Source organism: Sphingopyxis sp. (assembly GCF_034380315.1).
Classification (GTDB): domain Bacteria; phylum Pseudomonadota; class Alphaproteobacteria; order Sphingomonadales; family Sphingomonadaceae; genus Sphingopyxis.
Genome location: NZ_JAXMPB010000017.1, coordinates 1 through 17,480, shown reverse-complemented (window position 1 = coordinate 17,480; position 17,480 = coordinate 1). Strand labels below are relative to the sequence as shown.

General features: G+C 62.4%; 15 protein-coding genes and 2 pseudogenes. 8 read left to right on the top strand and 9 right to left on the bottom strand.

Going from position 1 to position 17,480, the window contains the following annotated elements; translation table 11 throughout:
* Positions 1 to 65: 65 nt before the first annotated feature.
* The 5 genes from U0S50_RS18170 to U0S50_RS18150 form a co-directional block, all read right to left on the bottom strand.
* Complete coding sequence (locus tag U0S50_RS18170; protein ID WP_136173728.1) at positions 66 to 1,298, bottom strand: serine hydrolase domain-containing protein; 1,233 nt, start codon at positions 1,296 to 1,298, stop codon at positions 66 to 68.
* A 61-nt stretch (positions 1,299 to 1,359) separates the two neighbouring features.
* Positions 1,360 to 2,907, bottom strand: coding sequence for a carboxylesterase/lipase family protein (locus U0S50_RS18165; RefSeq protein ID WP_322310040.1), 1,548 nt, complete (start codon positions 2,905 to 2,907; stop codon positions 1,360 to 1,362).
* Positions 2,908 to 2,962: 55 nt separating this feature from the next.
* A complete protein-coding gene (locus U0S50_RS18160; RefSeq protein ID WP_054588694.1) occupies positions 2,963 to 5,200 on the bottom strand; it encodes a TonB-dependent receptor in 2,238 nt (745 codons plus the stop codon).
* Positions 5,201 to 5,306: 106 nt separating this feature from the next.
* Positions 5,307 to 6,611, bottom strand: a complete 1,305-nt coding sequence (locus U0S50_RS18155; RefSeq protein ID WP_054588695.1) for a hypothetical protein — start codon at positions 6,609 to 6,611, stop codon at positions 5,307 to 5,309.
* Positions 6,608 to 7,348, bottom strand: coding sequence for a GntR family transcriptional regulator (locus U0S50_RS18150; protein ID WP_052208263.1), 741 nt, complete (start codon positions 7,346 to 7,348; stop codon positions 6,608 to 6,610). The genes U0S50_RS18155 and U0S50_RS18150 overlap by 4 nt, the downstream gene beginning before the upstream one ends.
* A gap of 133 nt (positions 7,349 to 7,481) precedes the next feature.
* Between U0S50_RS18150 and U0S50_RS18145 the strand changes: the two genes are divergently transcribed.
* From U0S50_RS18145 to U0S50_RS18110, 8 genes and pseudogenes are all read left to right on the top strand, one after another.
* Positions 7,482 to 8,495, top strand: a complete 1,014-nt coding sequence (locus U0S50_RS18145; RefSeq protein WP_052208266.1) for a serine hydrolase domain-containing protein — start codon at positions 7,482 to 7,484, stop codon at positions 8,493 to 8,495.
* Positions 8,496 to 8,724: 229 nt separating this feature from the next.
* Positions 8,725 to 10,323, top strand: coding sequence for a long-chain fatty acid--CoA ligase (locus U0S50_RS18140; protein ID WP_039575389.1), 1,599 nt, complete (start codon positions 8,725 to 8,727; stop codon positions 10,321 to 10,323).
* 171 nt (positions 10,324 to 10,494) lie between these two features.
* On the top strand, positions 10,495 to 11,172 hold the full coding sequence (locus U0S50_RS18135) for a TetR/AcrR family transcriptional regulator (protein WP_039575391.1): 678 nt from the start codon (positions 10,495 to 10,497) through the stop codon (positions 11,170 to 11,172).
* Positions 11,173 to 11,270: 98 nt separating this feature from the next.
* Positions 11,271 to 11,957, top strand: a pseudogene (locus tag U0S50_RS18130) (DDE-type integrase/transposase/recombinase); the annotation flags it as partial.
* An 86-nt stretch (positions 11,958 to 12,043) separates the two neighbouring features.
* The gene (gene tnpA / locus U0S50_RS18125; RefSeq protein ID WP_052208271.1) at positions 12,044 to 12,487 is read left to right on the top strand and encodes an IS66-like element accessory protein TnpA; all 444 of its coding nucleotides are present in this window, start codon (positions 12,044 to 12,046) and stop codon (positions 12,485 to 12,487) included.
* Positions 12,484 to 12,840, top strand: coding sequence for an IS66 family insertion sequence element accessory protein TnpB (tnpB, locus tag U0S50_RS18120; RefSeq protein WP_039575394.1), 357 nt, complete (start codon positions 12,484 to 12,486; stop codon positions 12,838 to 12,840). The genes tnpA and tnpB overlap by 4 nt, the downstream gene beginning before the upstream one ends.
* 31 nt (positions 12,841 to 12,871) lie before the next feature.
* Positions 12,872 to 14,389 carry an IS66 family transposase gene (gene tnpC / locus U0S50_RS18115; RefSeq protein WP_054588696.1) on the top strand — a complete coding sequence of 506 codons (1,518 nt, stop codon included), beginning with the start codon at positions 12,872 to 12,874 and terminating at the stop codon, positions 14,387 to 14,389.
* Between the two features lie 12 nt (positions 14,390 to 14,401).
* Positions 14,402 to 14,674, top strand: a pseudogene (locus tag U0S50_RS18110) (integrase core domain-containing protein); the annotation flags it as partial.
* Between the two features lie 18 nt (positions 14,675 to 14,692).
* Here the strand turns inward: U0S50_RS18110 and U0S50_RS18105 are convergent.
* Genes U0S50_RS18105 through U0S50_RS18090 form a run of 4 tightly spaced genes read right to left on the bottom strand, consistent with a single transcriptional unit; the run spans position 14,693 to position 17,380 of the window.
* Positions 14,693 to 15,304 carry an ABC-type transport auxiliary lipoprotein family protein gene (locus tag U0S50_RS18105; protein ID WP_081997347.1) on the bottom strand — a complete coding sequence of 204 codons (612 nt, stop codon included), beginning with the start codon at positions 15,302 to 15,304 and terminating at the stop codon, positions 14,693 to 14,695.
* On the bottom strand, positions 15,301 to 16,209 hold the full coding sequence (locus U0S50_RS18100; RefSeq protein WP_054588698.1) for an MlaD family protein: 909 nt from the start codon (positions 16,207 to 16,209) through the stop codon (positions 15,301 to 15,303). The genes U0S50_RS18105 and U0S50_RS18100 overlap by 4 nt, the downstream gene beginning before the upstream one ends.
* The gene (locus U0S50_RS18095) at positions 16,209 to 16,976 is read right to left on the bottom strand and encodes an ABC transporter ATP-binding protein (protein ID WP_054588699.1); all 768 of its coding nucleotides are present in this window, start codon (positions 16,974 to 16,976) and stop codon (positions 16,209 to 16,211) included. Before U0S50_RS18095 ends, U0S50_RS18100 begins: the two co-directional genes overlap by 1 nt.
* Positions 16,973 to 17,380 (bottom strand): MlaE family ABC transporter permease, encoded by a 408-nt coding sequence (locus U0S50_RS18090; protein ID WP_234715576.1) that lies wholly within the window; start codon positions 17,378 to 17,380, stop codon positions 16,973 to 16,975. Before U0S50_RS18090 ends, U0S50_RS18095 begins: the two co-directional genes overlap by 4 nt.
* Positions 17,381 to 17,480: the final 100 nt, after the last annotated feature.

Below are 17,480 nucleotides of genomic sequence, written 5' to 3'. Positions count from 1 at the left end.
GGCCAGCCACGCAGCGCATGGAGATCAAGTTCTCCTGTGCTGCGTGACTAGACTGCTGGGTCAGGTCAGGGCGCCGGGGTGCGATTCGCGATCGCATCCTCGATCAGATCCTGCATGACCTGTTCGAGCTCGACGCCTTTCCGGTCGCCTCCGCTCGATATTTCGGTGGCGATCAAAGCGTAATAGCCGGTCTCGCGATCGATCCAGCCGGTCCAACCATAGGCACCCGGTGAGGAATTGATCTTGGACGTCGCGCAGGCCGAAGGCGTGTCGCATTCGACAAAGGAGCCGAGCGCATATTCCCAATTGCCCGCGCTCGCCGGCACGAAAACGCGCGGCAAGCCTGCGGTACGTTGCTGGGTGAAGCTTGTCATATCGGTAATAAAGCTGCCGCCAAGGAAGGCACGCAGAAGTTTCGCATAGTCGCGCGGCGTCGAATAGGCGCCGCCCGCGACCCACGGGTTGGTGGGAGCGCTTCCCGCAGGGTCATACCAGGTCGTGCTCGTCATCCCGAGCGGGGTCGTCACATGCTGCGCGAACAGTTCGTGAAAATTGCGCTGGCGTGCCGGTGACGTGCCGGGCGCGATGCTTATATCCTTTGCCTCCAGATAGGCAGCGGCGACCTGAAGGCCGTGCGGTCCATAGCTATATTGCGCGCCGGGCGCGTTGCCCGGGCGCAAAATATCATAGCGCAAATCGTGGATGCTCTTCGCGCAATTGTAGAGCGTCATGGCCGGAAGCAGCTGACAGCCGCCAACGAGCGGGCTCGCATTGAAGCCCGACGTCATCGACAGCGCATGCTTGAGTTGGACATCCTTCTTCGTTCCGATCGTGGTCCAGAAGGCAAGCGGCGGCCGCATCGGATCGTCGAGCGTCGCGATGCCAGCCTGCACCATGCGCATCCCCAGCGCGCCGGCGAACCATTTGGAGGCCGACGCAAGCGGGGTCACCCGATCGATACCAAAGCTGCCCTTCTCGTAAGCGAAGAGATAGTCGGGATCCGAAGCATTCCCGACGATGAAATAGCCGTTATCGACCTCGGTATCAGCGTCGATTGCCGACTGTAACGCGGTCCAGTCATAGGTATAACCGCCGACGGTGGCCGAAAGGCTGGCGGCCGCGGGCGCCGATGCCGCCGACGTCGACGCTTTAGCAGCGGGCGCCGCAGGCGGAAGCTGCACCATGGGACGCGCCTCGCCGCCGCCGTTGCCCCCGAACCCGCCCTGCGCCGCAAAGGCCGCAGCCCCAGCCATCGCCGCACCAGCGGCAAGCCACATCCATTTCGTTCTTCCAGCCATTTTCTCTCTCCCAGCTTCGTTGCACATCGTCGAAACGGAGGGCCTAGCGCGGCCGGACGGGCTAGGGCCTGGGCTGGCCGTTCCCGAAGTGAACATTGAGCAGATGGTCGAGCTGCGCCTCGCGAAAGCCGGCGACGACGCCAGACTCGGGCGCAAATTTTGCGAGACGGTCGCTTGCCGCATCGTAACGCGGCCAGTCGCGAACGAGTGCGCAGCCAGGAACGCCCGTCTTGGCGAAGCCAACCCAGCAGGCGGCGATGCCTTCGCCGAAGCGGCGATCCTCGTCACCGACGGCGCCGGCGACCGACGCGAAATAGTCGAGCGTCCCGAACAGATAGGGGATTTCAGACCCGTGCGCGGCGCCCTTGGCGCGGTCGCGCCGCGCCGCTGCGACATAGTCGAAATGATAGAGATACGAAGGCGCCCCTCCCGCCGTCCGGGCCGCGAGCCAGCGCGCCGGGGCGACGAACCAGGCGTCGCCCAACACCTGGCGCGCCAGTTCATCATCGGCCAGCCCCATGCCATAGGCGGCCCGGCCCGCCGCCTGGTCGCGCCCTAGATAGGCGAGCGCGGGGGATGGCGGCACGCCCATGGCAAGGATGACGCTCGCCTCGTTGCTGTTCGCGCCGACGAGGAGCGGAACGTCGATCGGCTCGCTACGCGCAAAGACGCGCCAAGGCGCTTCGCGTACCAGGTCGCCGTCGAGGATGGGGCCGGTCATCGCGCCCGGCGTCCGGACCTCGCCAGCGGCAACGAGCGCGGCGGCGGGCAGCGCGCGAAGCGCGTCGAGCGATGCTGAAGGCGGCGCACCTGCGCGCGCTGCCAACGCCGCGCCTAGCGCTTCTTGCTCGCCAAGCGGGCGCGGATCGAGGAGACCAACGCCCGACTGAACGATCGCCTTGGCGAACAGGCCTTTGGCTTCGGGCTGGGCAAGGATCGTCGTCACTCCGATCGCCCCGGCGGATTCGCCGAACAAGGTGATCTGGCGCGGATCGCCACCAAATGCGGCGATATTTTTCTTCACCCACCGCAGGGCGGCCAATTGGTCCATCAGGCCGTAATTGGCGAGCGCCTCGCCGCGCGGCTTGGCCGCGCTGAGCGCGGGATGGGCGAAATAACCGAGCGCGCCCAACCGATAGTTGATCGTCACCAAAACCACACCTTGCCGCGCGAAGGCGGTGCCGTCGAAAACCGGGAAGGTGCCCGAACCGACCACATGGGCGCCGCCATGGATCCAGACCATCACTGGCAGCTTTCGCGCCCCCGCCGGGCGCCAGATGTTCAGCTGGAGGCAATCCTCAGACTGATGCTCGGCTACCCCGCCCGCGACAAGTGCGGGGCGCACCGTCTGCGGACAAGCCGGGCCGAGTTTTGCGGCATCGCGGACGCCCCGCCAGCGCGGCGGTGCCTGCGGCGCCCGCCAGCGAAGAGCGCCGACCGGTGCGGCGGCGAAAGGAATATCAAGGAAGCGCTCGACGTCCCCCGTGCGCGCGCCCGCAAGGCGCCCCTGCGCGATTGTCGCCGCGGGGGCCGTCTCCGCCGCCGCGACAGACACCGATCCGGTCAGCATCGCGGCACCGAACAGTGCTGCCATCACCAAATGCCGCATTGCGCCCTCCTACCCTTCCCGACCAGCGGCTGGAGGCCGCGGACGGGAGCGCGACCTAGAAAGAAATGCGTCCTTCGACGCCGACGACGCGAGGCTGGCTGTACCGGTTGATCGTCGGCGCCTGCGCGACGAAATAAACCTTGTCGAAGACGTTGTTCGCGAACGCGCTGACGCTGATCTTGCCGAAGTCGACGCCGACCCGAAGATTGACGAGGACATAATCATCGAGGTCGACCGAGGTCGCTGTCAGCTCCTGTTTGCCGCCCCATTGACCACTGATCAGGACATTGCTGGTCAGCGCGACATCCTTGGTGACCGGGTAGCGCAGATTGAGGTTGGCCGAGGCGAGCCAGTCGGGAACCTGCGCAAGGTCCAGCCCGTCATAGCGGCCGCTCTTGACCTTGCCCTCTTGCCGCGAGCCACTCAAGGCGAGGCGGCCATTGCCTTCGCCGAGATCGAAGCCCTGGCTATATTCGGCCTCGATACCCCAGCTTTTCGCATCGCCTGCGTTGGTTAGATAGGCGACCGCGGCGATCGGGCACGCCGGATTGGTGAGCGCGCAGCCATCGTCGACCTGCGCGATCAGGTCTTCAAGCTCGGTGTAATAGCCCGCGATTGCGAAATAGCCGCGGCGGATCGGACTGCCCTTGATGCCGACTTCGTAAGACGTGCTGTTTTCGTTGCCGAACAGCACCTGCACAGGACTCGGCGCGCGCGGATCGGAGAGGCGCGTGTTGAACCCGCCGGCCCGATAGCTGCTGCCGACCTTGCCATAGGCGAGGATGTTCGACGTGAGCTTGTACGAGAGGGTCGCATTGTAGGAGAGATTGTCGGCGTTGATGCTGTCGTCGATGATCCGCGATGGCCCGCCGGTGGGCAGGCCAGTCCCCAAATCGTAAAGCCGCGCCGAGATGCTCCGGCTGTCGCGGGTATAGCGCAGTTCGCCGGTCAGGTTGAGGCTGTCGGTGATGTCGAAACCGAGCGAGCCATAGGCCGCATAGCTTTCGAAATGCAGCCGCGCGGGCGCGATATTGCCCGGCGACGGATTGGCGAGCGTCGGCGTGCGCGTCGTCGCCACCGAGAAATCGCTGTCGAGCAACAGCATTTCGGCGCCGACCAGCCATGTGAAGCGATCGCTCGCCCCGCTGACATGAATATCCTGCGAAAAATTGTCGGTCGTGTCGACGACGTAGGACGCGGTGCTGGCATCGAGCGGCGTGAGAGCGCCGATCTGCCCCGCGGCGCGCGCACGCGCCAGCTCGGCGGGGCTGATCGCGTCATTGTCGAGATCATATTCGGACGTGCGCTTGCGAAAGGAGGTTGTCGACGTCAGGTCGGCACCGCCCAGATCCACGCGGACGAGCGCCTGAAGGCCGTCCACGTCCTGGCTGGCGCGCGGCGCGGTGTTCCAGGGGTAGCGAAAGCGATCCTGCGTATAACCGCCGGGAAAGCCTGGCGTGCCCGCGGGAATGGATATCTGGTAATGGATCGTCGGCGTGGTCAGCCGCTGGGTCTCGGCCGTGATGATCGCGTCGACCGGCCCGCGCTTCAGCCGGATCTGGCCGCGCAGTCCGTGGCCCTTCTGCTGGTCGAAATAGACGTCGTTGTCGGGATTGTAGAAGAAGCCCTTGTCCTGCTCGACGAGATCGCCGCTGATGCGGATCGCCAGGCCATCGGCGAGCGGGACATTGATCGCGCCCTGCGTCTGGAAGCTGTTGTTCTCGAAGCCATAGCGCGCGCTCGCCCAGCCCGAGAGATCGAATTCGGGCTCGGCCGAGATGATATTGATCGCGCCGCCGACCGCGTTGCGGCCGTACAGCGCGCCCTGCGTCCCGCGCAGAACCTCGACGCGGCCGATGTCGAGCAGGTCGAGCCGCGTGAAGTTGCGACCGCCCACCGGACCGCCGGCGATATAGGCACCGTTGCGATAGAGCCCGACGCTCGGGTCGCCATTGGTGGCACGCGCGGTCGACGAAGCGCGGATCGAGATCTCCGACGTGACGGACGAGTTCAGATTGTTGAAGCGAACGCTTGGCTGATCGGCGAGGAGTTCGCCGCTGCCCGTGGCGCCGCCGCGATCGGTGAGCGACGTGATATCGATGACCGACGCCGCGGTCGGCACATCGGCCAGCCGCTCTTCGCGGCGGCGCGCCGTTACGACTATGGCGCCATCATCATCCGCTTCAGCCGCGTCCGGAAGAGCTTCGGACGGTGCGTCTTGAGCGAAAGCAGGCGGAGCGACGGCTACCCAAATCGCGGCCGTGCAGAAAAGAAGGTTCGCTCTGCGTCCCATGGTCACTCTCCCCATCTTGTTATCGCAATTATTATCGATAATTTTGTGCAAAACCGTCGGCAAGTCAAGCCGGAAAGCGCAATGTCTTTGCAGGTGGTTCGCTGGTCTAAGAGACGACGGCGCTCAGCAGGTCGCGGACGCCCCGCGCCGTAGCGGCAAGGGGGTCAGGTGTGACCGTCGATAAATCGTCGGTCACAGCGTGGTGATGACGGTGTGCGCCAAAGATGCCGGCATGACGCACGTAGCCGGCCTTTATCACTTCCGAGAGTTCGCCCGCTGTGCCTTCCGCCGAAGGATAGGCCATTTCCAACCCCGGCTGGCCTTTGAATATCTCGCGCGCACACGTCACGAATTCGGGCGATGTCATGAGAAAACGATAGGGATCGGCGCTTGGCAGCGGCAGCAAGCGCCCCGGCATTTCCTGATAGTCACGTGCTGCCGCATTGGCGCCGAGATGAAACCAGAAAGCGGTCTCGCCGGGGGCTGGACCCACCTTGTCGGCGATATGGCTCGCACCGAGATTCTCATATTCATGCCCGCTGTTGCACAGGAAGAGCAGGCTGTGTTGCGGAAACGCTCGGGGCATCCAGTCGGCAAGCGCGAGCCACATCGCGATACCCGGCCCCCGCTCGCCGGCGCAATCGGTCCAGCCTGAACGCGGCGTAGAGACGACGAGCCAAGGGCGACCGGAGCGAACGCGTCGCCCGATTATATTCTGCGCTGCCCGAATCCCACCGCGCCCGCGAAGCGCTAATTTCGCCGCGGCACCGTGGCGCGCGGCTTCAATCACCGGGGCGGCGAGTCGCGGCGCGAGCAAGGCAAGTGGCTTGTCCGATACAGGATGACCGGCCGGGACATTGAGGAGCAAGGCCTCGCCCGTCGGCCCAGTCGTAATGAGAATGACCCCGTTCGCACCGCGCGCAAGCGCATCGGCGAGCGGCTCGCGCACTGCACGATCTACGAGGCTCGACCAGCGGCGGAAAGGCAGGCGCACGACGGCGATCGCGCCGTCGAGGCGTTCAGGGATTTCTGCGAGGCGCAGCGGCGCAGCGAGACCGGCCTCGCCGGTTTCGACGGCGAGCGGCTGTGCGACGAGCGGTATCGTGTGGTCGCCGAGCGTAAGTTCGCAATGCGACGCCTCGAACCAAGGCACGTCAAACGTCTGGCGATCCACTTCGAATCCGGCACTGAACAGCCGCTTCGCTGTCCAGTCGGCGGTCCAGCGATCGCCCGCGCCGCCCGACTGCTTGTTGCCGGCCTCGGCATAGCTTTGGACGTCGGCGAAGAGGCGTCCGGGGCCGAACATGGTCAAATCCAGGGATACAGCGGCAGCGGAGTCAACCTGCAATGCGATCGGCGCCGCGAGGCCCGCCTTAAGCAAGGTGCGGCGGTCGGTCGGGAGACGGCTCATGTCACTTTTGCGCGGCGGCGGCTGGGCTTAGGCTTTGCGTGGCGGGCCTTATATTCCTCGAGTGCGCGCCCAAAACTATTCTGAGTAACCCCGATCAGATCGCGCGCCACCGCATCGGCGGCATCGCCATCGCGCGCGACGATATGGCGGCAAAGCGCGTCGTAGAGGATGGCCGATCGCTTCGCCGCCTCGTTGCCATGCGTCTCGATATAGCTGTCAGTATAGACATTGTGCTGCCAGCGCGCGAGCAGCGCGACCCGATCGAGGAGCTCGAGCGCGAGCGGCGCATTGCTGCGTTTGGCGATAAAGCGACCGATGCGGTTCGAGACCTTGATATGCTCGAACGTATTGTCGGTGCGCTGGGTGACATCCTTATATTCGACAAGCCGGTGCATCAGTTCGCGCCCGTCGCGGTCGGTCATTTCGGCGGCCGCAAGGCGACAAACGACGCCGAACAGCGATTTCCACAGTTCATAGACCTCGTTCGCAGCATGCTCGTCGATATCGATCACATAGGTGCCGCGCCACGGCACGACCTTGACAAGCCCGATCCGCGCGAGATGCCGGAACGCCTCGCGCACCGGCGCATGGCTCACTCCGAAGCGCGCGGCGATTTCGCGCTCGCGCAGCCACGATCCGGGCGGAATCCGCCATTCGACGATGTCGTCGGTCAAAAGGCGCGCGATCACGCGGTCCTGCGTCGGCGCGCTGTCGTCGTCGGTCTTCGTCGCGGCCATGTCTCTCCGTTCGGCTTTCCCTGCTCGCGGCGCCATCCTAATCGGGCAGCGCACACGAGCAATCGATGATTGCGAATGAATTTATTATCGATAATATGGAGAATGACAAGCATCGGAAAATCGGAGTCGGATCTTGAAGCGCACCATCCTCTTTTTCGCAGCCGCGGTTGCGGCACAGCCAGCCGCGGCAGGCGAACCCGCCCCTCTTCCCGGCTGTGCCGAAGCGATCGCCTATTCTGAGGCTAATTCCGGCGTTGCGCTGCTGATACTTGAAGATGGCAAAGTGCGCTGCCGATCGGCAGACATCGCGACGCCGCAGGAACTCTGGTCGGGCACCAAGAGCCTTGTCGGGCTGATGGCGGCGGCGGGCGCACAGGATGGACTTCTAACCCTCGACGAGCGGGCATCGGAGACACTCGCTGAATGGAGGGGCGACCCCAAAAAGGAACAGATCACGCTTCGGCAATTGCTGTCGATGACGGGCGGCCAGGCATCGACCGTCGGCAGGGCCCAAGGGTATCTGGACTCGGTGAAGGCACCGCTCACGGCGGCGCCGGGCAGCAAATTCCAATATGGTCCCGCCCCGATGCAAATCTTTGGAGAGATCATGCGGCGCAAGCTCGTTGCCAAGGGCCAAGACGGCAACGCTCGCCATTATGTGGAGCGGCGCATTCTCACTCCGCTTGGGGTTACCATAGGCAGTTGGCGCAGCGGCCCCGATGGCGCACCGCTCATGCCGCAGGGCCTCGTGCTGGCAGCGTCCGAGTGGGCGAAGATCGGCGAGTTCGTCCGCGGCGGTGGGAAGCTCGACGGCAAGCCGCTTGTCGATGAACTGGCGTTCGCCGAGCTGTTCAAGGGTAGCCAGGCCAATCCGGCCTACGGTCTCACCTGGTGGTTGCCCCGTAGCACGCCGGCTGTCGATATTGTTACCCGGTCCACCGATATCACCAGTCATGCCAACGAACTCCCGGCGGATATGGTCGTCGCCGCCGGCGCGGGCGATCAACGCCTCTATATCATTCCGTCGCTTCGGCTTACAATCGTTAGGCAGGCGAAACTCGATCTGGCGGCTTTGGCGGCGGGGGAAAAAGGCGATTGGTCCGATTGGCGGTTCCTGTCACTGTTGCTGAAAGCGGCGAGTGACTAATTTGAAACGCGGCCGAAAACATGTCGGGGCCGATCGAACCTAGGCCGTGCCGCTGCAATATGATCATTGAGAATTGCTGGCCGAATGGAAACGCGGCACGTGGAGTTTGCCGCTGGACCAAAATGATGACGGTTATTGACAGCCCGCGCGGCAATCATACCCGAGGGGCGGAACCTTGCACGCGACGCCGCAGTGGGGCGAAGAAGGATGCAGCATGTTACGGGGATTGATGCAGGACGCGCCGCTGCTGATCAGCGGAATATTGGAATATGCCGCGCGCGCGCACGGCGAGAGGGAGATCGTCTCGAAGGCTGTCGATGAGCCGGTTTGGCGGTATGACTGGCACCGCTGCGATCAGCGTGCGCGTCAGGCTGCGCAGGCCCTTGGTGTCCTCGGGATTGCAACGGGCGACCGCGTCTCGTCGCTCGCCTGGAACACGCACCGCCACCTCGAACTCTTCTATGCGGCGCCGGGCATGGGCGCTGTATTGCACACTGCCAACCCGCGTCTCAGCGACGAGCAAATCGCCTTTACTATCGCTCATGCAGGCAGCCGCATTCTCTTCTTCGAGCCCAATCTAGCCGAGCTCGTCGCACGGCTGCGCCCTCTCCTTCCAGGTATCGAGCGTTATGTCCTTCTCGCGGATCGCGGAGCGACCGCGCCAGATGTTGCTGACGCGTTGAACTATGAAGCGTTGCTGGCACGCCAGGACGGGGCCCTCACCTGGCCGAGCTTCGATGAAAAGGCAGCCGCATTTCTTTGCTACACTTCGGGGACGACGGGCGACCCCAAGGGCGTCCTATACAGCCACCGATCAATCGTTCTCCACGGGATGGCGGCCGGTCTGAGCAGTGCCTTCGGGTTCAGCGCTTTTGATGTCATCATGCCCTGCTCGTCCATGTATCATGCGACGGCATGGGGACTTCCGTTCACGGCAGCGATTAACGGCTGCAAGCTAGTGCTTCCTTGCGACAGGATGGACGGTGCCAGTCTCGCCGATCTGATCAACGAAGAGGGCGTCACCTTTTCGGGCGGTGTGCCCACGATCTGGACCATGTACCTCGCTCATCTCGACACCACGGGGACGGGGGTCGGCAATCTCAAGCGCCTCGTGATTGGCGGCTCGGCCGTCCCGCGGGCGATGGCCGAGACATTCCGCGCCAAATATGGTGTCACTGTGCTCCAGCTCTGGGGCATGACCGAAACCAATCCTCTCGGCGTGATTTCGACGCCCTCCCCGCTCCTGATGGCCGAAGGCGAGGATTTCGCGAACGATCTCCTGCTGACGAAGCAGGGTCGCATGCAATTTGGCATCGAACTGCGCATTATCGACGGCGATGGCACGCCGCTCCCCTGGGACGGTGAGCAGGCGGGTGCGCTCCAGGTCCGCGGACCGTGGGTCGTCGATCGCTATTTCCCCGATTTTGAGGGCGCCGGGAGCGATGGCTGGTTCGACACCGGGGACATAGGTACGATCGATCGCTTCGGCTTTCTCCGGCTGACCGACCGCGCGAAAGACGTGATCAAGTCCGGGGGCGAATGGATCAGCTCGATTGATATCGAGAATGCGGCGGTTGGGTACCCCGGCGTCCGGGTCGCCGCGGTCGTTGGCGTATATCATCCAAAATGGGAAGAGCGACCCCTTCTCGTGATTGAAACGCATGAAGGTCAAGCCGTCACAGCCGACGCAATTCGCGCGCATCTGGAGACGAAGGTTGTTCGTTGGTGGCTGCCGGACGACATCCTGTTCGCGACAGTACCGCTCACTGCAACGGGAAAGATCGACAAAAAGGCCTTACGCGAAGCGTATCGTAACCAACTCGCCTAGATGAGATCACACTGCGTCCATTCCCTGCGAACGGCAGCGATCCTTTCAGGCAGGCAAAGTTCAGCGGGCCTCGTGGGTCTTGCATAAGCCCGGGCAATCTCGCGGGGGCGGGCTATACAATGCAAAGCGCTCTACGCTTGCAGCGCGGACAAGGTATGGCCAAGATGAGGCATGACGTCGACCCAAAAAACCAAAGAACAAGCTTCCGGACGAACAGGGAGGCCTACTCGACAAGCCTCGCAAGCACTTTCGAGGAAAATTCTCCGTGTCGCCCGCGATGTCTTCTTTGCCGACGGATTCGGTCGTTCAACGGCGGAACGGATTGCTGCAAAAGCAGGCATCTCCAAGCGCACTTTGTACGCCCGTTACGGGAGCAAAAAGCTGCTTTTCGAGGCGGTAATACTCAGGGAAATCGAGGATCGGCTCTCCTTCCTCGAACAGCACGTTCCCGAACATGGCGACGTTCGGCCCGAGCTTGAAGAGCTGTCCGATGAACTGCTATCCTGGATGCTTACCGACATTCATGTCGCGTTGGAACGCGTTGTAATGGCTGAGGCTGCACGTTTTCCCGCTTTAGCGCGAAACCTTTACGAATTCGGCGTAGGACGCACGACGAGATTGGTGGCAGAGGTTTTGCGCAAAGCCGAGGAGAGGGGAGAAATCAGGGTGTCAGACGCGAATTTTGCTGCGGAGCAGTTTATATCCAGCGTCATTTTGTCACCTTTTCGTCGGGCCGCTCTTGGAGTGGGAGTGACCAGTCACAATGAAACCTCTTCAGCCCGAATGAGGCAAGCTGTGGATCTATTTGTGTACGGCTGCCGCCCCTCCCAGAAGGGGAGCCATCCATAACATTCCCGCTTCATCTCGGGCTGGGCAGTTGTCACGACTAGGTGTTTAGTCCCAGCATGTGATGGTGTAAGCTTGTCATCGTCACAGCGGGAGGGATTATGGGCCAGCTTCTACACGGCAGCGCCAAGACCACGCACGCCGTTCGAGCGGAGCTACAGCGATCGCAAGCTCCGGTCGCGCAGCTCGCGAAGCGGTACGGGATCAACGAGAAGACGGTGATCAAGTGGCGCAGCCGGCCGTCGGTCGAGGACATGCCGGTGGGGCCGAAGGAACGGCGCAGCACCGTGCTGTCGCCGATGGAAGAAGCCGCGATCGTGGCGCTCAGGGTGCAGGCCCGGCTGCCGCTCGATGACGTCTTCATCGCGTTGAAGGACGTGATCCCGAACCTGACGCGCTCGTCGCTTCACCGCTGCCTGCAGCGGCACGGGATCAGCCGATTGCCGAAGGCGGATCGCGAGAAGCCGAAGAAGTTCAAGAAGTACGAGATCGGCTATTTCCACATCGATATCGCCGAACTGCGCTACGAAGGCGGCAAAGGATTCCTCTATGTCGCGGTGGACCGCACCTCGAAGCTGGTGTTCGCCCGCATCTATCGACGGGCGACCAAGCTCGCCGCGGCAGCCTTCCTGCGCGTGCTGATCAAGACGGTTCCCTACAGGATCCACACCATCCTGACCGACAACGGCGTGCAGTTCGTGCAGCGTGACCAGGGCGGCACACTGGGATGGATCGGCCATATCTTCGGCCGTGTCTGCGAGCAGAACGGCATCGAGCATCGCCTCACCGTAACCGGTGTTTCCCTGCCACCTTGCGGGAGTGAAGCGTGGCGTCGATTTTCGCTAGCCCGATCAGGCTGGAGGATGCTGATGCTATGATGATGACATGTGATGATGCTGGCACCAGCGTGGTTCGGCGTTTTGAGGTTTTCACAGGTGCGGGCCAGCGTCGGGAGTGGTCGCCTGAGGTAAAGGCGTCGATCGTCGCGGAGAGCTATTCGGGTCAGGAGACGGCCTGCGCGGTGGCGCGCCGTCATGGGCTTGCTCCGTCGCAACTATTCGCTTGGCGCCGGGATCTGCGCAAGAAGCTGGAGGACCAAGGGCTGACGCTTCCAGCGACGCCTGCGTTCGTGCCGGCGGTGATCGAACCGCTCCCTTCGGGTGATCCAGCCCCTGTCGCCAGGCGCGGCCGTCGCCGTCGGCGTCCCACAGTCAGTGCTGTCGAGCTGGAGATTGACGGCGTGGCGGTGAAGATCGGACGCGGGGCCGATGCGGCTGTGATCGCAGCGGTGATTGAAGCACTCAAGGCAACGCGATGATCGGACCTGGCGCTGGCGCGCGCGTGATGGTGGCGACGCGTCCGGTGGATTTTCGCAAGGGACCTGACGCCCTGGCCGCGCTGGTCGGCGCCGAGTATGGCGGCGACCCATATTCAGGCGTGATCTACGTGTTCCGGGCAAAGCGTGCTGACCGGATCAAGCTGGTCTGGTGGGACGGCACTGGCCTGTGCCTGATGGCCAAGAAGCTGGAGTCCGGCGGCTTCCGGTGGCCGGGCATCCAGGACGGCGTGATGCGTGTGACCTCAGCGCAACTCGGCGCGCTTCTGGAGGGTCTGGATTGGCGCCGGGTGCATGGCGGGCGCCGCCCGCAGGCCCCGCAGATTGCCTGTTGACGGGGCGTTCCCAGACTGATTCACTGCTCCCATGCTCATGGAAGCGGACCTGCCGGACGATGTTGACGCGTTACGCGCGCTCGTCCTCGAACAGGCCCGCAAGCTCGAGAGTGCCGACGCGGAAGCCGAACGCCTGAGGGCGATCATCGAGGCTTTTCGGCGTCATCGGTTCGGCCGCCGTTCCGAGCAGCTCGATCAGGATCAGTTGCAGCTGGGCCTTGAGGATGCCGAGACGGCGCTCGCGGAAGCCGAGGCCGCCAGCGAAGCGAAGGCCGGACGGCCTCGCAGTGATCCTGTGCGCAAGACCAACCGCGGTTCGCTGCCCGCGCATCTCGAGCGGATCGAACAGATCGTTGACGTCGAGAGCAATGCTTGCCCCTGCTGCGGCGGCGCCCTCCACCAGGTCGGCGAGGATGTCGCCGAGCGCCTCGATGTGGTGCCGACCACCTTCCGCGTCGTGGTCACCCGGCGGCCGCGTTATGGCTGCCGTTCGTGCGAGAGCGCGATCGTGCAGCCGCCGGCGCCGGCGCGGATCATTGAGGGCGGCATTCCGACCGAGGCACTGATCGCCCAGGTGCTGGTATCCAAGTATGCCGATCACCTGCCGCTTTACCGGCAGGCCCAGATATACGCCCGGCAGGGCATCCGGCTCGACCGATCCACTTTGGCCGACTGGGTCGGGCGAGCGGCCTGGTATCTGCGCCCCTTGCGTGACCACATTCTCGACGAGCTACGACGATCCGAGCGGCTGTTCGCCGACGAGACGACCGCCCCGGTGCTCGATCCCGGACGCGGGCGGACCAAGACCGGCCAGCTCTGGGCCTATGCCCGCGACGACCGACCATGGGGCGGCTGCGATCCGCCGATCGTCGCCTATGTCTATGCGCCAGATCGCAAGGCCGAGCGTCCCCAGTTCCATCTTGGTGATTTTGCGGGCATCCTACAGGTCGATGGCTATGGCGGCTACGCCGCGCTCCCCCGGCGGCGCCAGCAGATCAGGCTCGCTTTCTGCTGGGCGCATGTGCGTCGCAAATTCTACGAACTGGCTGATACATCCCCGGTCGCTACCGAGGTGCTGCGCCGCATCGCCTTGCTTTACGCCATCGAGGACGATGTGCGCGGCCTCTCGGCCGAGCAGCGTCGTGCCGCTCGGGCCGGACGCAGCCGCGTCATCATCGACGATCTTCACCAATATCTTGCCGCCCGTGGCCGCCAGGTCAGCGCCAAGAGCAAGCTCGGCGAAGCGATCCGCTACGCACTCACCCGCTGGGACGGCCTCTCACGCTTCATCGATGACGGTCGCATCGACCTCGACTCCAATACCGTCGAACGATCGATCAGGCCGCTGGCTCGCAATCGCAAAAATGCCCTGTTTGCCGGTTCCGACGAGGGCGGCGACAACTGGGCGGTGATCGCCACGCTCATCGAATGTTGCAAGCTCAGCACCATCAACCCCCACCAATGGCTGACCGAAACCCTCACCAGCCTCGCCAACGGTTATCCCGCCAACAGCGTCGGTGATCTCATGCCATGGACCGTCGTAGCCTGAAAACACCGGTTACGCCTCACCAAACCCTATCACCCATGGACCAACGGTCAGGCCGAAAGGATGGTGCGCACCATCAAGGAGGCCACCGTCAAATCTTTCCATTACACGTCGATCAACGAGCTGCGCCGCCATGTCCGCGACTGGTTGGTCGCTTACAACTTTGCCAAGCAGTTGAAGGCACTGCGCTTCAAGACACCCTATGAGGCCATCGAAGAACTCTGGAAATCCAAGCCGGATATCTTCAATATGGAGCCACACCATCACATGCTGGGACTAAACACCTAAGTTTCCATTGGCTACCCGCTAATTGATCACCGCAGCCGTCCAACTCGCGATTTTGTCGGCCATTTCAAGGCTCGCGCGATCAAAGGCTTCGACGATACTCGAAACGCTGTTTGCGCTTGCTGTCCTATCAAGGACGATGCGCGTGACTGCCAGTGGTTCCGATTCTTTGGATCGGCTTAGTTCCACTTGCGCGGCGATGCGAATGATCGGGGCCGCGTCGGGCCCCTGCTCGTAATAGGCTGCAAAAGAAGAAAGCCGTGCGGATAGGACGTAATGATCGGAAGCCACGCTCTGGACAGGGATATATGCGTGATCGATTTTGCGCGCTACGCTTCCGGCAATAGCCTCGCGGATCATCTCGGGCGCAGGCCTCATCCACCGTGCTTTGGCCAGATACGTGACTTCGCGATTCTCGATCGTGAGGATCCTGTCTCCATCGGCCCCAGGCGGAAGCGTCGGTCGCGTAATATACACCGGAATCCACTGTCGTGCAATTTCACGCTCCGGTACGGGCGTGCTGCTGATCCGGTACAACGTCGATTTGCCGCCAGTTCCCAGAATATTCCCGCAACCAGAAAGGCAAATTAGCGCGCCCGTCAGCAAAAACATTCTTGCAGAGATCGTTTTCATTGGGGGAGCTTCCTTTCACGAGGGGTCCGTCGTAGCTGGCCGGCGAGCTGCTCGATTTCCTGCGCCGCGCTATCGAGCGATTTCAAAGTTGCAGCAATCCCGGAGCCGTCGGGCGCCGCCAATCCACTCGCGGCGTCATCAAGCCTGTGAATGACCACCCTCGCCTCGGCGATCCCCTCTCGAAGATCTCGAGCAGCTGCCGAGACATCGGCAAACGTCTTGCGACCGTCGCCATCGATCGCCGTGCGCGCCGATGCGGCCGCGGCCTCGATATCGGCCGCCGCCCGGTCCAGGCGTGCAAACGCTTGTTCAGCCTTGCTGAACATTCCGCGACTAGATCGCAATTCCGCCGTGGTAGCTCTTACATCCGCAATAGCAGCCGAAACATTTTCGATATTCTCGTCGGACAAGGTCCGGTTGACCCTTTCCAGGGCCTGCGAAGCGTCCGCCAACAATGCGCCACCTCCATCCATCAGGGATTGTAGCGAACTTTTTTCCGCCTTAATCACTGGGAGCGTTTCCTTGGAAACCTCCTTCAACAACGGCTTAGAGGGCGTCCCCGCACTGATCTGGATGTAGCTTCCGCCGGTTATGCCTTGCGACTCCGTCGCGGCGGTAGAATCGACGCGCACAGGCGTATCCTCGCGCAGGCGCACCCCTGCAAGCACCCTGTTTGGATTTCTGGGATCAAGACTAATACGCGTGATTTCTCCCACCGGAATTCCGTTGAACTGCACCTCGCCTCCCTCGCTAAGACCGCGGACGGGACCATCGAAAATGATCCGATACTCGTCGAAATTACGGGCGAATTGGGATTGACCGAGCCAGAGGATGAAGCCGAAAGCCGCCGCTAGCAGAGCCAGCGTCAGGCCCCCAATCAGACCGTAGTTCGCGTCGCGTTCCATTAACGGTTCCTTTCCTTGGCGCGCTCCGCCCGCCCTCCCAAAAACGCCCTGATCCAAGGATGGTCAGACCTCTCAAGTTCCGCGATTGGCGAAACCTCGACAATTTTCTGATCCGCAACCACGGCCACGCGGTCGCTGATGGAATACAGGCTGTCGAGATCATGGGTCACCATCACGACAGTAAGCCCCAGCGTGTCGCTCAGCGTCCGTATCAGCTGGTCAAATTCGGCGGCGGCGATCGGGTCGAGGCCCGAAGTGGGTTCGTCAAGGAACAGCAATTCTGGATCGAGCGCCAAGGCCCTCGCTACGCTTACACGTTTTCGCATTCCGCCTGAAAGTTCAGCGGGCATTTGCCGGCCCACCTCGGCATCGAGTCCGACAAGGCCGATTTTCATCAGAGCCACGGCCTCGAGCCACGGCTCTCTAAGACGGGTATGTTCGATGAGAGGAGCCTCGACATTTTCTTGCACACTAAGAGAAGAAAAAAGCGCGCCATTTTGAAACATGACGCCAATTCGGTGATCAATTTCCGTACGATCAAAGCGACTCCCAATTTTTTTCTGAAAGATTTCGATTGCCCCATGGCTAGGCGCAATCAGGCCCAAAATGGTGTTCATCAGGACGGATTTTCCACTACCGGACCCTCCGACGACACCAAGAATCTCGCCACGATGGACTTCTAGGTTCAAATCCTGGTGGATAATGTGATCGCCAAATCGGGTTTTAAGATTCTCCACCCGAATAACGATGTCCGGATCGCAAATCATATTTCGAGCACGTTGAAGAGAATTGCAAAGGCGGCATCCAGAAGGATGATTGCGAATAGCGCTTGGACAACGGCGACGGTCACCCGCCCGCCCAGATCCTCAACATCTCCGCGTACCGAAAGGCCGTGGCGACATCCGGCAAGCGCAATCACAATGGCCAGCACCGGTACTTTTGCCATTCCAACCCAGAAGTGTCGGATATCGACCGCAGCTGAGAGTCGTTCGGCGAAATATGTCGGGCTCACGTCGAGTATGCCCCAGCTGACGACAAGCCCGCCGGCCAAACCAGCCAGCATGGCAACAATCGCCAGGAGGGGCATAATTACAAGCAATGCCAATACGCGTGGCACAACCAGCGCGTCGAACAGGTCGATGCCCTGGCCTGCTGCCGGTTTGGTGGACACCGAGATAGGGTGTTTCCACCTATCGGAGGTCCACAATGCAAAGAAGGAAGTTCAGCCGCGAGTTCAAGCTTGAGGCGGTGAGGATGGTCCGCGAACGCGG

Excerpts from the sequence above, each read along its gene's own strand:
- U0S50_RS18170 (WP_136173728.1), bottom strand. The coding sequence starts at position 1,298 with ATGGCTGGAAGAACGAAATGGATGTGGCTTGCCGCTGGTGCGGCGATG.
- U0S50_RS18165 (WP_322310040.1), bottom strand. The coding sequence starts at position 2,907 with ATGCGGCATTTGGTGATGGCAGCACTGTTCGGTGCCGCGATGCTGACC.
- U0S50_RS18160 (WP_054588694.1), bottom strand. The coding sequence starts at position 5,200 with ATGGGACGCAGAGCGAACCTTCTTTTCTGCACGGCCGCGATTTGGGTA.
- U0S50_RS18155 (WP_054588695.1), bottom strand. The coding sequence starts at position 6,611 with ATGAGCCGTCTCCCGACCGACCGCCGCACCTTGCTTAAGGCGGGCCTC.
- U0S50_RS18150 (WP_052208263.1), bottom strand. The coding sequence starts at position 7,348 with ATGGCCGCGACGAAGACCGACGACGACAGCGCGCCGACGCAGGACCGC.
- U0S50_RS18140 (WP_039575389.1), top strand. The coding sequence starts at position 8,725 with ATGCAGGACGCGCCGCTGCTGATCAGCGGAATATTGGAATATGCCGCG.
- U0S50_RS18135 (WP_039575391.1), top strand. The coding sequence starts at position 10,495 with ATGACGTCGACCCAAAAAACCAAAGAACAAGCTTCCGGACGAACAGGG.
- tnpA (WP_052208271.1), top strand. The coding sequence starts at position 12,044 with ATGATGATGACATGTGATGATGCTGGCACCAGCGTGGTTCGGCGTTTT.
- tnpB (WP_039575394.1), top strand. The coding sequence starts at position 12,484 with ATGATCGGACCTGGCGCTGGCGCGCGCGTGATGGTGGCGACGCGTCCG.
- tnpC (WP_054588696.1), top strand. The coding sequence starts at position 12,872 with ATGCTCATGGAAGCGGACCTGCCGGACGATGTTGACGCGTTACGCGCG.
- U0S50_RS18105 (WP_081997347.1), bottom strand. The coding sequence starts at position 15,304 with ATGAAAACGATCTCTGCAAGAATGTTTTTGCTGACGGGCGCGCTAATT.
- U0S50_RS18100 (WP_054588698.1), bottom strand. The coding sequence starts at position 16,209 with ATGGAACGCGACGCGAACTACGGTCTGATTGGGGGCCTGACGCTGGCT.
- U0S50_RS18095 (WP_054588699.1), bottom strand. The coding sequence starts at position 16,976 with ATGATTTGCGATCCGGACATCGTTATTCGGGTGGAGAATCTTAAAACC.